The organism is Reyranella sp. (assembly GCF_050185545.1).
Classification (GTDB): Bacteria; Pseudomonadota; Alphaproteobacteria; order Reyranellales; family Reyranellaceae; genus Reyranella.
Genome location: NZ_JBFWZI010000188.1, coordinates 1 through 13,378, shown reverse-complemented (window position 1 = coordinate 13,378; position 13,378 = coordinate 1). Strand labels below are relative to the sequence as shown.

Genomic DNA, 13,378 nt, shown 5'->3' with positions numbered 1-13,378 from the left:
TCGGGATAGGCGCCGAGGCCGGCCTGGACGTTGTCGCGCATGTGCTCGGGCTTGCCGGTGCCGGGGATGACGCAGGTGACGGCCGGGTTGGCGAGCACGAACTTCAGCAGCAGCTGGGCCCAGCTCGTGCAGTCGATCTCGCCCGCCCAGGCGGGCAGCTTGCGGCCCAGAAGCTTGCGCAGCAGGCCGCCGCCGCCGAACGGCTGGTTGACGATCACGGCGATGCCGCGCTCGGCGGCGAGCGGCAGCAGGCGGCGTTCGACCGCGCGGTCGTCGAGCGCATAGTTGAGCTGCACGAAATCCCACGGCTCGGCGCGCAGCACCTTCTCGAGCTCGCCATGCGCCGATTCGGTGTAGTGGGTGACGCCGAGGTAGCGCACCCGGCCCTCCTGCTTCCAGGCGCGCAAGGTCGGCAGATGGGTGCGCCAGTCGAGCAGGTTGTGAACCTGCATCAGGTCGATGCGGTCGGTCTTGAGCAGCGTCATCGATTTGTGCATCTGGGCGATGCCGGCGTCGCGCCCTGAGGTCCACACCTTGGTGGCGATGAAGGCCTTGCGGCGCGTGCCCGCCGCTGCCAGCAGGTCGCCGACCACGCCTTCGGCCGCGCCGTACATCGGCGAGCTGTCGATCACCGAGCCGCCCGCCTCGAAGAGGATCCGCAGGACCTCGGCGAGCGGCGCCCGTTCCTCGGGCTTGCGGCCGACGTCGAAGGTCCGCCAGGTGCCGCAACCGACCACGGGCAGCGCCCCGCCCGAGGAGGGGATCTTGCGCACTTGCATGCTTCGGACCTTTGGCTGCTGGGCCAAGCCTCGCGCGCCGGGCAGCGCGACGCCGGCGAGGCCGAGAAGGGCGGAGCGACGAGATGTCATGACCCTGCGAGTGGTATCCCGAAGGTGCGGCCAGAAGATCGAGACTCGGGCCGAGGTTCGGACGGAGACCCCGGCTGGGCCTCGGACTGGACCTCGACGGCCCTGCCATTCAGCGTTACGCGCGGCGCCTCGGCAAGTCCCGAGATCGTGATCGTTTTGGCGAGGCCGGCCGGATCCTGTCCCGTCTTCAGCGCATGGGTGAGGTCGCACGCCTTCTCCCAGGGCCGGTATTCCAGACGCAGCAGGCCGACCTTGCCGTCCGCCGTGAAGCGCGCGCCGTCGCGCGTCGACAGCGTGAAGGATTGCGGATCGGGCAGGGGATTGTAGGCGATCACCGCGCCGCTCAGGGGATCTGCCAGCAGGTAGGATTTGCCGCCGGCGTCGCCCGTCAGCACGGCGCCGTTCTTTTCCAGCCGTCCGGTCGTTCCCTGCTGCGACCAGGTCGTGTCGCGCTCCAGCCCGGCCGGCAGATAGGGCCACGCGCCGTTCAGGCGGCGCCAGGGAATGGCCTTCTCCTGCAGGCCCGGCCTGATCGGGAAATGATCGTCCGCGGGTTCGGGGAAGTCGGTGGTGAAGCCCGCCTCCATCAGGTCGCCGCCGCTGCGGTAGGAAATCTCGAGCAGACGCTTGTCCTCGTGCCACTGCGTCTCGAGCGTGGCCGCGTTCATGTGCTGCACGAACGCCTCGAAGCTCCCATGCTGCTCGGCATCGCCCATCTCGAGCACGAAGCCGCCGAACGTGCGCTGGGTGATGGCGTCGAGATCGAGGCTGCGCACGGCGACCGGCCGGGCGCGCCGCAGGTTGAACAGCGAGATCGTGAGCGCCGGTGCCACCTGGGCGTCGTTCGGCTCGGCCTTGCCGGCGACGCCGGGGGCGATCTCGATCTCGGCGTCGCGGCCGAGATCGCTCGCCGGCAGCGGCAGCAGCGCGAACCAGGCAACGCCGTCGCGCACGAAGATGCGCTGGCCGGCCGGCAAGCGCTGCGGGAACGTCGCGAGTCGCTGCGCGCCGGCATGGATCTCCCACGAGCGGCGCTCGGCGAAGTTCCACAGCCCGATGACGGTGGCGAGCCTCGATACCGACTCGCCCTCTTGTCCCCTGGCCAGTCCCTTGAGAAAGCGCGGCCGCCAGGTGTGCGGCTTGGCGAACACGATGGCGCGGTTGCGGCTCTGGTAGACCAGGGTCAGGCCGGCCGTCGCCACGCTTCCGCCCTGCGTCGCCGTGAGATCGGGCCCAGTGGCAGGGTTCGCGTCGGCGAGGTAGCGCGCCGTCAGCGTACCGAGATCCTCCATCCGTGTCGCCGTGCGGGGTTCGCGCACCCATTGGCCTACGAGCGGCACGGCGCCGTTGCGGATGTCGGTGCTGGCGAGCCCGTGCCAGCGGCCGAGCCAGGCGCGCCGCCACAGCGGCGGATTGAAGGTCTTGCGCACGGTCTCGGCCGCGGTCTCCTCGAACGGCACCGGCTTGTCGTCGACCAGCCCGCTGACCCAGTCGGGCAGCCAGCGCGACGGGAGGCTCTGCACGGCCACGCGTCCGGCCGGGAAGTCGTAGCCCCAGATCGGCATGCCGGCCGCCGTCGCCGTCGACGGCCGGTCGAGATGATTGACCACGCCCGCCTTCGACAGCGTGTGCAGCGCGCCGTAGATGCCGTCCTGCTCGACCAGCACGCCACTCATGCGCGCGCGGCCCGACGAGGAGACGCAGCGCCGCAGCCGCGGATGGTACGTGCTGACCAGCAGCTCCATGGTGCGATCGACCAGGATGCGGCCCATCAGGCGGTCGATCGGCTGCGGCGCGTGGTCGGCGATCATCTTCTGGGCGCTGAGCGAGATCGACAAATAGTAGTGGTCGAGCATCTCCTGGGCGCTGCCGTCGACGAATCCCCAGTAGCGCAGGGGAAGCGCCTCGAGCCCGTGCCGCCCGTCGGCGATCGCCAGGTCCGACCCGATCATGTGGCCGCCGAGCAGCGCGCCCATCGCCGCGGTGTGATTGAAGTTCTGCGTGCTGACGTAAAAATTGAAGCCGTCGCGGAAGAACGAGGCGCGGCCGCGCCAATCGTGGCGGCGACCGTAGTCCTCCATCGCCTCCTTGCCCGAAGGATGGAAGAAGTCCTTCGTCGGCAGGTCGGGCTGCAGCCAGGCGCGCCAGTATTCCTTGAGGTGATCCTGCACCGGCGCCGGCAGCAGCTCGCGGAACATGAACCAGGCCAGGAGATCGTCGGCGACACTCCAGCCCTGCCAGTAGCGCGGCGGCGTCGCCAGCACCTCCCTGATCTGCGCCGCATGGGCCGCGGGATCGAGCCATGGGCTTGCCCGATCGCCGCCGACACGCAGCAGCTCGCGGATGCGCGCGGCCTGCCAGTGGCTGCGCTCCCGCAGTCCCGTCGACAGGATCTTGCGCGCCCGCGCCGCAACCGCAGCCGTCGTCGGCATCGTCGCCGTCGGCCGCGAGCCGTCTGGCGTCGCCATCAGCCACTTGGGGTCGATCCGCGTCGGCAGGCGGACGGCCACGACGCCGCGTCCGCTGATCGACCGGCAGGTCAGGACCAGGCGCGGGCTCGCGAAGGTGAGGCCGTGCCCGCCGGTCGGCATCGCCCATTCATAGGCGTTGCCGGGCTGGCGATAGCGCGAATCGTAGGTCTCGAGCTTGCGCAGCAGGAAGCCGTTCTGCTCCAGCGCCAGCAGGCGCACGCCGGCCTGCTTCGCCAGCACGTCGCTCGCCAGCAGGCGCGTGATGTCGATCCTTGCCTCGCGCGCCTTGTGGGACAGCTCGACGGTTTGCATCAGCTCGGCATGGCGATCCTGCATCGGATCGGCGGCACCGAAGCGTGTCCAGAAGCAGCGGCCGGCGACGCTGGCATTGAAGGTCGGCCCGTGCGTTGCATCGGCGACCCAGGGCCGGCGCAGCGGCCACACCTGGAGGTGCCAGGTCGGCGGATCGTCGGTCCACAGCCTGCGGCCGAGACCGGGACGACAGAGGTAGCCCTCCGGCACGATTTCGTAACCTTCGTATGCCAGCATGAGTTCCGCCCTGGTGAGGACGCGGCCCTCGCGCAGCAGCAGGGCGATCTGGTCGGCGGCGCCGGGAAAGCGCAGCAGGACGGAGCGATGCACCGCGTCGACCGTGCGGCCACCGACGATCGGCGTGTCCCATGTCCGGCCGTCGATCTGCCGGCCGTCGATCGTCGCCGTCTCGGCGACGGTGAGCGCGATCTGCTCGTCCTCGCGCGACTGCGCGGCGACGCCACTCGTGCCGATGCCCGGGACGAAGGCGCTCGTCGCCAGCGCGCCTCCGCCGCGCAAAAGATGTGAGCGAGTGATGCAACGCCGGGTCATCGTCCGTCATTCTTTCGCGAGCTTGCGGCGAAAGAAAGTGCGGCAGAAAAGTCTCCGCCATATTGATGCCGTACGCGCGGTATCTGCTCTCGCCTGGATGAGAAACGGCAAGGCCGTCCGTTGCCGCCGCAACGGATCGACACCACCTCCCGTGTAGCCCAAGGAGGAGCTGACATGCTCGAACCATTCGTCGTCGAAGTCTGGGGCAAGCCCGCCGGCATCGTCATCAAGGAAGGCGACTCCTTCCGCTTCCATGCGGTCGCCCATCCGTTCTTCGAGATCGATGGCACGGAATACAATACGCCCGGCCACGCGCGCCTGGCCGCCGCCCGACTCGGCAACGACGATCATGGTGCCGCGCCCGGCGCCTCCTTCGGCAAGGCGCGCCACTGAGCCAGCAGCCTGCCCCTGGGATCCTCGAACTGGTCGGCCAGGAGCGTTGACGCCGCGATCCGCTCGACGCGGAAATTGCGCAGGTCGCGGCGCAGCTCGCACCACGCGCCGACCAGCGTGACATCGACATAGTAGGCCATGGCGAGCGGCCAGATGGTGCGCCGCGTGCGCCGCGCCTTCTCGTCGCGGTAGGTGATGCGCATCTTGCGCCGGTCGCGGATCGCCGCGCGCAGCTCGGCCGAATCGACGCCCCTGGGCGTCGCGGTATCGCCGCTTGAGACGTAGAACGGCGCGTCGACGTGGCCGCGCAGGCTCTCCGGCAGGATCGTCGTCACCTTCTCGAGCACGCGGTCGGCGGCGTGCAGCAGGGTCCTGTCGCGCAGCCGCTTGACCAGCCGGGCGCCGACCGCGATCGCCTCGATCTCGTCGATGGTGAACATCAGTGGCGGCAGGTCGAAGCCCTTGCGCAGCACGTAGCCGATGCCCGCCGCGCCCTCGATCGGCACGCGCCGCGCCTGCAGGGTCGCCACGTCGCGATAGACCGTGCGCACCGTGACCTCGAGTTCCCCGGCGATCGCCGCCGCCGTGACCGGCTTGCGCGCGCTGCGCAGGATCTGGATGACATCGAACAACCGATCGGCGCGTCGCATGGCATTGGCTCCGGATTCATTGCTGGGAGCGGGCCACTCCGATGGCCTCATAGGATCTGTGGTCGACAAGAAGAGCGCCATCGGAGTGGCGCGCTCCCAGCCATGAGTCTTCCCCTCCTGACATAACCCTGTCAGGAGGGCCTGGCTAGGGTCGCCGCATGACGACCCTCGCCCTCGGTCACCCTGCCGACGACCGCCCCTGGCGCGGCATCGTGCTGGTCGTGCTGTCGGCCGTTGCCTTCAGCACGGCGGGTTTCTTCACGCGGCTGATCGAGGTCGATGTCTGGACCATGCTGTTCTGGCGCGGCCAGTTTGGCGCGGCCTTCATCGCCGCTTGGGTCGTCTGGCAGTACGGCGCCGATTCCCTCGCCGCCCTGCAACGAATCGGCTGGCTCGGGCTCGCCGCCGCCGGCTGCTCGACCGCGGCCACCATCTGCTTCATCCACGCGCTGCGCGAGACCGCGGTGGCCGACGTGCTGGTGATCAACGCCACCGCGCCCTTCATCACCGCCGGCCTCGCCTGGGCGTGGACCGGCGCGCGCGAGCGCTGGTCGACGCTGGTGGCGAGCGGCGTGGCGCTGGTCGGCGTCGCCGTCACCGTCATCCCGGCGATCGGCGCCGGCCGCCTCTGGGGTAATTTTCTGGCGCTGATCATGACCGTGCTGATTTCGGCCATGATGGTGCTGATCCGCCGCCAGCGCGCCGTCGACATGCTGCCGGCCTCCGCCCTGTCGGCCCTGCTGTGCGCCGTCGTGGTGTGGCCGTGGGCCGATCCGGCCGCTGCCTTCACCGCGACCGGCTGGACCTTCGTCAACCTCGCCTTCTTCGGCACCTGCCAGTTCGGGCTCGGCCTCTTGCTGCTGACGGTCGGCACGCGGCTCATATCGGCGACGCGCTCGGCCCTGATCGGTGCGCTCGAGACGCCGCTTGCACCGGCGCTGGTCTGGCTCGCCTTCGGCGAGGTGCCCGCCCCCGCCACCGCCATCGGCGGCGCCATCGTGCTCGCCGCCGTCGTCGGCGATGTGCTCATCATCAGGGAGGCCAAGGTCTGACCGCTCTGCGACAGGCCTATCCGGTTTCTTCTGCCGCGGCGGCGCGGCCGGCGTCTAAGATACCGGCAGCACTCGCAGACGGAGGAACCACGGTGATCAAGCGCACGCAGCGCATTCCCATGCGCGATCTTTCGACCATGCCGGCCGAGGAGCGCCAGAACGTCGAGAAGAACGCGATGAACGGCCAGATCTTCAACATCTTCAAGGTGCTGGCCCATCATCCGCAGCTGGTGAAGCGCTGGACGCCGTTCGCCGGCCACGTGCTCGGCAAGCAGACCCTGTCGTTTCGCGACCGCGAGCTCCTGATCCTGCGCATCGGCTGGCTGAACCAGGCCGAGTACGAGTTCGCGCAGCACGAACTGATTGCCAAACGCGGCGGCCTGGGCGGTGCCGCCGACGCCGCGCGTGCGCTCGGCGACGCCGACATCGCCCGCATCAAGGAAGGCCCCAAGGCGGCGGGCTGGAACGAGCACGAGCGCGCGCTGCTGCAGGCGGCCGACGATCTCCACGAAAACTCCGTCGTCTCCGACGCGACGTGGGCGACGCTCGCCAAGACCTGCTCGACCGAGCAGCTGATGGACGTCGTGTTCACGATCGGCCAGTACAACCTGGTGTCGTGGGCGCTCAACAGCTTCGGCGTGCCGCTCGACGATTTCCTGCCGGGCGCGAAGACGTCCTAACGATAGGGGCGAGGTTCGTAGTACGGGTTGTACGGACGCCAGCGCGGACGGTGGTCGTCGCGATAGGTTCGCCGTTCGATGGTGCGTTCGCAGTAGCCGTCCACGCAATAGCTGCTGTCGACGCGCTCGCGCACGACGCCGTTGTTTGAGGAGCTGTTCGAGCTCGTGTTCGACGGCTGGCTTCCTGCCTCCGCTGCACTTGCGGCCATCACCACGCACCCGGCCGACAGCATCGCGGACAGGGCGGCTCTGCGGACAGCCGTCGACATCGTCGCCTCAGTTGGACCGATCGCCGATCGCGATGACCGGCGCGTATCCCGACAACGGATTTGAATAGCCTGTCCCTCCGCGAGGAGGGTGTGACCTTCAGGTGGCCTAGTCTTCAGCGCGCCTGCCATGCTGCTCGAAGCCGTTACTTCGGTGGCATGCCGACACGGTTGGGCTCGCAGAACGCCTGGTAGCTCTGGGCGTTGCGGAACGCCTCGTCGGGCGTCATGCGCGCGTAGCTGCGGAATCCGTCCTCCAGGTGCACGCCATTCGGATGCGGAAACGGACTGGCGCGATGCTCGATGCTGTCGATATTGCGCTCGGAACCGCCGCAGTAGTGGGCCAGCTCATGGATGATGATGCTGGCCGCGAACACCTTGTTCGCGAATTCCGGCGTGATGTAGATGGCGTTCTTGTACTCGTTGAACTCGTCCTTCTCCGCCAGGCCGCGCTCCATGCCGCCCAGGGAGGTGTAGGCCGGCACGCCGGACTGCTTCGGATCCGGATGGTGCGGCGACCATTGGAAGAGCCGGAACGGCGTCCCCGGCCGGCCGGCGAAGAACAGGACCTGCTCCATCTTGCGATAGATTCCGATGATGCGATCGATATGCGCGGTGGGATTGGGCGACTTGTCGACCTTGAAGTTCCAGTTCGCCACCGCCGAGCTCGTTCCCAGGAACTTGATTGCTTCGAGGCGATGGATCGCGCTGCGCACCAGCGTGAGGCACTCCGGAATGGTGGCGAAGGCCTTCTGGATTTCCGGCTTCTCCGAGTCGGGCGCAGCTTTTGGCGCGGCGACGAGGTTCGACCTGGCCGATCCATCGGATTGCGCCGACGACGCCGAGGATGCTGGCTGCGCCGACAGGATCTCGTTGATCCGTCCGATCGTGCGCTGCTTCGGATCGACGCGTGAATCGGGCTGGATCCCGGGGAACTGCTTGCCTTGAAAGGTGCGGATGGCCCCGCGGGTCAGCGGGCCGCACAGGCCATCCACCGTCAGCTGCGGGTGCGCCCCGCCTTCCACCGCCGGCACCCGGTTGAGGGCCTTCTGAATCTCGACCACGTCGGCCGGGCGGTTGATCCCGTTCAGTCCCACCGAGGACTGAATGGACACCGTCCCGCCGCCGCCAGAGGGCGTGTACTCGAAGGACCGGCACACGTTCCAGTCGACGCAGGCATACCACTTGCTCATGAAGGCCCCCCCGCTGTGCCGCCGTGCAGACCGCCTCTCGAGCCAAGGCGCGGTCACGCATGACTCTTAGCCCCAGATGAACACGGATGCACACAGATGTTTGAGCTCGATGCCAGGGTCTTCGCCGCAGGCGGGACTCATGCATCCGTGTTCATCTGTGTTCATCTGCGGCCATGATCTTCAACGATGCAGGCACAATACCGGCCCCGGGGGCCGGAGGCGGGGCCTCGCACCATCGGGATCTCTCCCGTTCGTTGCCGGCAGGCGCGCTACGATCCTTCCTTTCCGCTCACGCCCGCCTCGGCGAAGGTCGCCATGCCGTCGTGGCAGGCGGCGGCGGCCTTGAGCAGCGGTACCGCCAGCGCGGCACCGGTGGCTTCGCCCAGGCGCATGTCGAGGTCGAGCAGGGGGCGCTTGCCCAGCGCCGCCAGCAACCTCGCATGGCCGGGCTCGGCCGAACGGTGCGCCACGAGGCAATGGTCCAGGGAGCGGCGGTCGACGGCGTGCAGCACGGCGGCGGCCGCCGTGCAGGCATAGCCGTCGAGCAGCACCGGGATGCGGCCCATGCGGGCGGCCAGCACGGCGCCGGTGATGGCGGCCAGCTCCTCGCCGCCGACCGCGGCCAGCAGCACCAGCGGGTCGCGCGCCGCGATCGCCCTGGCATGAAACGCCAGCGCCTCGTCGATAACCGCGATCTTGCGCTCGAGCGCCGCTCCGGCGACGCCGGTGCCCGGCCCCGCCCAGTCGGCGCCACCGCCGCCGAACAATGCCGCGGCGAGCGTCGCTGCCGCGGTGGTGTTGCCGATCCCCATCTCGCCCAGGCACAGCACGTCGATGCCCGGCTCGGCCGCCATCATGCCGTACGCCATGGCGTTGGCGGCGCGCGCCTCGCTCATCGCGGCCCCGCGTGAAAAATCGTCGGTCGGGTGCGCGACGTCGAGCTCGTAGATGCGCAGGTCGGCGTCGATGCTCCTGGCCAGCTGGTTGATCGCCGCCCCGCCCGAGACGAAGTTCTTCACCATCTGCGCCGTCACCTCGGCCGGGTAGGCCGAGACGCCACGCTGGGCGATGCCGTGGGTGCCGGCGAACACGGCGATGCGCGGCCGTTCGACCCTGGGCCGGCTGCGGCCCTGCCACGTGGCCAGCCATTCGGCGATCTCCTCGAGGCGGCCCAGCGAGCCCGGCGGCTTGGTGAGCTCGGCTTGGCGGCGCACCACCTCGGTGGCGGCATCGAGGTCGGGGCCCGGCAGGTCGCGCAGGATGCGGCGCATTTCGTCGAAGGAGGCGGCCATCAAATCGGCGTCCGGGCGTTCATTGCGGGCGCGGACCATCCTATATTCAGGGGACCATGACCAGCCCCGATCAGCCCCCCAACGAGGCGCCTTACGAGCGGGTCTCCGGCCGGCCCTCGGGCTTCGACGACTGGCTGCAGGCCTTCAAGGAACAGGTCTCGTTCTTCACCGGCGTCCGGCTCGCCGTCGGCCTGCCGCGCTGGCCCCTCGCCGACGTCCTGCCGGTGCTGCCGGTGGTCGGCGCCTGCATCGGCCTGGCGGTCGGCCTGCTGTTCGCCATCGTGCGCGGCCTCTCGGGGCCGGGCTGGCTCGCCGCCGTCCTGGCGGTCGGCGCCGCCGTGCTGATCACGCGCGCGCTGCACGAGGACGGCCTCGCCGACACCGCCGACGGGCTGGGGCCGCACGGGCTCGACGCCGCGCGGCGGCTCGAGATCATGCGCGACAGCCGCAACGGCACGTTCGGCGTCCTGGCGCTGGCGCTCACCGTGCTGCTCAAGGTCGCCTGCCTCGCCAAGTTCGGCAGTTCGACCGGGCTCGTGGTGCTGATCGCCGCGCACGCCGTGTCGCGCGCCGCCATCGCCATCCCGCTGCTGGCCTTCTCCCCGGTACGCAGCGACGGGCTCGGCGCCAAAACCGGCAAGCCCGGCGACAACGACGTCTGGCTGGCGGTCGGCATCGGCGTGGCGCTGGCCTTCCTGCTGCTGCTCGGCAAGGGCATCCTGGTCGCCCTGTTCGCGCCACTGCTCGCCGTCGCCGCCGCCTGGGTCGCCGCGCTCTGGGTCGCCGAGCGCATCGGCGGCTACACCGGCGACACCTTGGGCGCCGTCCAGCAGACCGCCGAGATCGTCTTCCTGGTCATCGCCGCGCTGCTGATCGCGAGATGACTCATCGCTGGGAGCGCGCCACTCCGATGGCGCTCTTCTTGTCGGCAACACATCCCATGAGCGCCATCGGAGTGGCGCGCTCCCAGCGATGACACTCCCCAGGCTGCGCCTGGGGAGGAGGAATATGGTAGGGAAGAGCCGCACGACACGAGGAGCACGCACGAACATGGCGACAGGCGCCAGGATAACGGGATCGGTGACGCGGTGGTGGTGGGTGCGGCATGCGCCGGTGCCCAACCCGGAGGCGCGCTGCTACGGCCAAAGCGACAAGGATTGCGACGTCAGCAACCGCGCATTGTTCCAGCACCAGGCGAAGCTGCTGCCGCGCGGCGCCGTCTGGTACTCGTCGAACCTCCTGCGCGCGCGCAAGACCGCCGAACATCTCGCCGAGGCCGGCGCCGACATGGGCAAGCTCCAGATCGAGCCCGATCTCGCCGAGCAGCATTTCGGCGACTGGCAGGGCCTCACCTATGTCGAGATCGCCGAGAAGCACGGCAACAACCACCTGTTCTGGCTCGGGCCGCCCGAGCACCGGCCGCCGGGCGGCGAGAGCTTCGTCGATTTGCGCGAGCGCACGGTGCGCAGCATCGATCGCCTGACCGAGCGGCATCGCGGCCGCGACATCGTGGCGACGGCGCACGGCGGCACCATCCGTGCCGCGCTGGCGCACGCCTTCGATCTCCATCCCGAGGCGGCGGTGCGCTTCGAGATCGACAATGTCTCGCTCACCCTGATCGAGCATTTCGAGCAGGCCGATCCGGCGCACGCCTGGCGCGTCGCCTTCGTGAACTACATGCCGCGCGACCTCGTCGTGGCCAAGGCGGCGGCGCTGGCATAGGACATGAAGGGCATGAACGGAACGGCATGAACGGGATGAAGGGCATCAAGATCCGGACCGCGGGCGTCTCGCCCGCTCGTGGAGCGGCTCGGCTCGGGCGCGGTCTGCCGCGCCCCTGCCGAACGCGCCTGCATCAATCTCATGAGCGGGCGGGACGCCCGCGGTCCGGAAGAACATGAAGACGCGCGAGGAGCTGGCGGCCGAGCAGACGGCGTTCTGGAACGGGCCGGGCGGGCAGGGCTGGCTCGCCGCCTATGCGCGCATCGAGCGCAGCATCGCGCCGTTCTCCGAGGCCGTGCTGGCCGCCGCCGCGGCCCAGCCGGGCGAGCGCGCGATCGATGTCGGCTGCGGCACCGGCGCCACCACCGCGGCACTGGCGCGCGCGGTCGGCCCGGCCGGCCACGTGCTGGGCGTCGACATCTCCCAGCCGTTGCTCGAGGCCGCGCGCGCCCAGCTTCTCGCCAACGCGACCTTCGCGCTGGGCGACGCCGCGGTGCAGCCGTTCGACGCGCTGTCGGTCGATCTCTTGTTCTCGCGCTTCGGCGTCATGTTCTTCGCCGACCCGGTGACGGCGTTCCGCAACCTGCGCAGCGCGCTCAAGCCCACCGGCCGGCTGGTCTTCCTGTGCTGGCGCACGCCACAGGAGAATCCCTGGGGCCTGGTGCCGTTCCGCGCCGCCCAGCCCTTCCTGCCGCCGATCCCGCGCCCCGGCCCGGAGGATCCCGGCCAGTATTCGTTCGGCGATCGCAGCCGCGTCGAGCGCATCCTGGGCGAGGCGGGTTTCGGCACCCCGTCGTTCGAGGCGGTCGACCGGCCGATCTTCATGGGCGCCAGCGTCGCCGAGGTGGTCGAGGGCAGCGGCCGCTTCGGCCCGCTCGCCCGCGCCTTCGCCGAGGCCACGCCGGCGGCGCGCGAGCAGGCGCAGGCGGCCATCGCCAGGGCGCTCGAGCCGCACGCCGGCGCCGACGGCGTGCGGCTGCCCGGCGCCTGCTGGCTGGTCCGCGCCGCGGCGCAGCCGGGATGATCGCATCCTTGGAGTTGGCGGTCATGGCTGGGAGCGCGCCACTCCGATGGCGCTCTTCTCGTCGATCACGGATCCCATGAGCGCCATCGGAGTGGCGCGCTCCCGGCCCTGTGCATGGCGCAAATCGCGACCTTTCCGCTGCCGCCGGTGACCCTCGTGCTGGGCGGCGCCCGCTCGGGCAAGAGCACCCATGCCGAGCGGCTCGCCACCGGCACGCTGCACGGCGCCGCGCCGCGGCCTGCCGTCTACATCGCCACCGCCGAGGCAGGCGACACCGAGATGGCGACCCGCATCCTGGCCCATCGAATGCGCCGCGGCGGCCACTGGACGACGATCGAGGAGTCGCTCCGGCTCGACGAGGCGCTGCACGCCGCGCAGGCGCATGGGCAGCCGGTGCTGGTCGACTGCCTGACCCTGTGGCTCTCCAACCTGATGCTGGCCGGCGCCGACCTCGACGAGGAGACCGACACGCTGGTGCAGGTGATCGACGACTGCACCATGCCGGTGATCTTCGTCAGCAACGAGGTCGGCCTCGGCATCGTCCCCGATACCACCCTCGGCCGCGCCTTCCGCGACGCCCAGGGCCGCCTCAACATGCGCATCGCCAACCGCGCCGACCGCGTCATCCTGATGGCCGCCGGCCTGCCACTCGTGATGAAGGACCGGCCCGCACGTCCTCCTCCCCTGTAGTCGGCTAGGGCGTCTACACGTCTTCCCGTCCTCCCCCGTAGTCGGGGTGTAGTGGGGGGAGGTGCCCCGTAGGCGTTAAATTTGGTGGGAGACGCGCCTCATTCGCTGGGAGCGCGCCACACCGCAGGCGCGCAAGGGAGCCGTGAACGAAAAAGTATTCGCCAGCCGAGTGGCGCGCTCCCAGCGAACCACACGGCGCTCGCGGCGCATCA

At 69.8% G+C, this 13,378-nt stretch carries 13 protein-coding genes; 7 read left to right on the top strand and 6 right to left on the bottom strand.

Going from position 1 to position 13,378, the window contains the following annotated elements; translation table 11 throughout:
- Both AB7O82_RS31465 and AB7O82_RS31460 read right to left on the bottom strand, forming a co-directional pair.
- The coding region (locus tag AB7O82_RS31465; RefSeq protein WP_428621097.1) for an aldo/keto reductase at window positions 1-779 on the bottom strand (779 nt) is incomplete at its 3' end.
- 86 nt (window positions 780-865) lie between these two features.
- Window positions 866-4,204 (bottom strand): hypothetical protein, encoded by a 3,339-nt coding sequence (locus tag AB7O82_RS31460; RefSeq protein ID WP_428621096.1) that lies wholly within the window; start codon window positions 4,202-4,204, stop codon window positions 866-868.
- A 174-nt stretch (window positions 4,205-4,378) separates the two neighbouring features.
- Between AB7O82_RS31460 and AB7O82_RS31455 the strand changes: the two genes are divergently transcribed.
- Window positions 4,379-4,597, top strand: a complete 219-nt coding sequence (locus AB7O82_RS31455) for a hypothetical protein (protein ID WP_428545132.1) — start codon at window positions 4,379-4,381, stop codon at window positions 4,595-4,597.
- Here AB7O82_RS31455 and AB7O82_RS31450 read toward each other — a convergent pair.
- Window positions 4,552-5,247 carry a helix-turn-helix transcriptional regulator gene (locus AB7O82_RS31450; protein ID WP_428621094.1) on the bottom strand — a complete coding sequence of 232 codons (696 nt, stop codon included), beginning with the start codon at window positions 5,245-5,247 and terminating at the stop codon, window positions 4,552-4,554. The genes AB7O82_RS31455 and AB7O82_RS31450 overlap by 46 nt on opposite strands.
- A gap of 158 nt (window positions 5,248-5,405) precedes the next feature.
- On the opposite strand from AB7O82_RS31450, the gene AB7O82_RS31445 reads away from it, so the two are divergent.
- Window positions 5,406-6,299, top strand: a complete 894-nt coding sequence (locus AB7O82_RS31445; protein ID WP_428621092.1) for a DMT family transporter — start codon at window positions 5,406-5,408, stop codon at window positions 6,297-6,299.
- A 92-nt stretch (window positions 6,300-6,391) separates the two neighbouring features.
- Entirely contained in the window at window positions 6,392-6,979 is a 588-nt protein-coding gene (locus AB7O82_RS31440; RefSeq protein WP_428545141.1) for a carboxymuconolactone decarboxylase family protein, read from the top strand.
- Here AB7O82_RS31440 and AB7O82_RS31435 read toward each other — a convergent pair.
- The 3 genes from AB7O82_RS31435 to cobT all read right to left on the bottom strand — a co-directional run bounded on the left by AB7O82_RS31435 (window position 6,976) and on the right by cobT (window position 9,730).
- A complete protein-coding gene (locus AB7O82_RS31435; protein ID WP_428621091.1) occupies window positions 6,976-7,248 on the bottom strand; it encodes a hypothetical protein in 273 nt (90 codons plus the stop codon). The genes AB7O82_RS31440 and AB7O82_RS31435 overlap by 4 nt on opposite strands.
- A gap of 143 nt (window positions 7,249-7,391) precedes the next feature.
- Entirely contained in the window at window positions 7,392-8,438 is a 1,047-nt protein-coding gene (locus AB7O82_RS31430; RefSeq protein WP_428621090.1) for a peptidoglycan-binding domain-containing protein, read from the bottom strand.
- Window positions 8,439-8,707: 269 nt separating this feature from the next.
- Entirely contained in the window at window positions 8,708-9,730 is a 1,023-nt protein-coding gene (cobT, locus tag AB7O82_RS31425; RefSeq protein WP_428545150.1) for a nicotinate-nucleotide--dimethylbenzimidazole phosphoribosyltransferase, read from the bottom strand.
- 56 nt (window positions 9,731-9,786) lie between these two features.
- On the opposite strand from cobT, the gene cobS reads away from it, so the two are divergent.
- The 4 genes from cobS to cobU all read left to right on the top strand — a co-directional run bounded on the left by cobS (window position 9,787) and on the right by cobU (window position 13,166).
- Complete coding sequence (gene cobS / locus AB7O82_RS31420; protein ID WP_428545153.1) at window positions 9,787-10,614, top strand: adenosylcobinamide-GDP ribazoletransferase; 828 nt, start codon at window positions 9,787-9,789, stop codon at window positions 10,612-10,614.
- Between the two features lie 166 nt (window positions 10,615-10,780).
- On the top strand, window positions 10,781-11,452 hold the full coding sequence (locus AB7O82_RS31415; protein ID WP_428621089.1) for a histidine phosphatase family protein: 672 nt from the start codon (window positions 10,781-10,783) through the stop codon (window positions 11,450-11,452).
- A 175-nt stretch (window positions 11,453-11,627) separates the two neighbouring features.
- On the top strand, window positions 11,628-12,476 hold the full coding sequence (locus tag AB7O82_RS31410) for a class I SAM-dependent methyltransferase (protein WP_428621087.1): 849 nt from the start codon (window positions 11,628-11,630) through the stop codon (window positions 12,474-12,476).
- Between the two features lie 114 nt (window positions 12,477-12,590).
- Window positions 12,591-13,166 (top strand): bifunctional adenosylcobinamide kinase/adenosylcobinamide-phosphate guanylyltransferase, encoded by a 576-nt coding sequence (cobU, locus tag AB7O82_RS31405; protein ID WP_428621085.1) that lies wholly within the window; start codon window positions 12,591-12,593, stop codon window positions 13,164-13,166.
- The last annotated feature ends 212 nt before the right edge of the window (window positions 13,167-13,378 follow it).

Excerpts from the sequence above, each read along its gene's own strand:
- AB7O82_RS31415 (WP_428621089.1), top strand. The coding sequence starts at position 10,781 with ATGGCGACAGGCGCCAGGATAACGGGATCGGTGACGCGGTGGTGGTGG.
- AB7O82_RS31455 (WP_428545132.1), top strand. The coding sequence starts at position 4,379 with ATGCTCGAACCATTCGTCGTCGAAGTCTGGGGCAAGCCCGCCGGCATC.
- AB7O82_RS31410 (WP_428621087.1), top strand. The coding sequence starts at position 11,628 with ATGAAGACGCGCGAGGAGCTGGCGGCCGAGCAGACGGCGTTCTGGAAC.
- AB7O82_RS31450 (WP_428621094.1), bottom strand. The coding sequence starts at position 5,247 with ATGCGACGCGCCGATCGGTTGTTCGATGTCATCCAGATCCTGCGCAGC.
- AB7O82_RS31430 (WP_428621090.1), bottom strand. The coding sequence starts at position 8,438 with ATGAGCAAGTGGTATGCCTGCGTCGACTGGAACGTGTGCCGGTCCTTC.
- cobU (WP_428621085.1), top strand. The coding sequence starts at position 12,591 with ATGGCGCAAATCGCGACCTTTCCGCTGCCGCCGGTGACCCTCGTGCTG.
- AB7O82_RS31435 (WP_428621091.1), bottom strand. The coding sequence starts at position 7,248 with ATGTCGACGGCTGTCCGCAGAGCCGCCCTGTCCGCGATGCTGTCGGCC.
- cobS (WP_428545153.1), top strand. The coding sequence starts at position 9,787 with ATGACCAGCCCCGATCAGCCCCCCAACGAGGCGCCTTACGAGCGGGTC.
- AB7O82_RS31445 (WP_428621092.1), top strand. The coding sequence starts at position 5,406 with ATGACGACCCTCGCCCTCGGTCACCCTGCCGACGACCGCCCCTGGCGC.
- AB7O82_RS31460 (WP_428621096.1), bottom strand. The coding sequence starts at position 4,204 with ATGACCCGGCGTTGCATCACTCGCTCACATCTTTTGCGCGGCGGAGGC.
- cobT (WP_428545150.1), bottom strand. The coding sequence starts at position 9,730 with ATGGCCGCCTCCTTCGACGAAATGCGCCGCATCCTGCGCGACCTGCCG.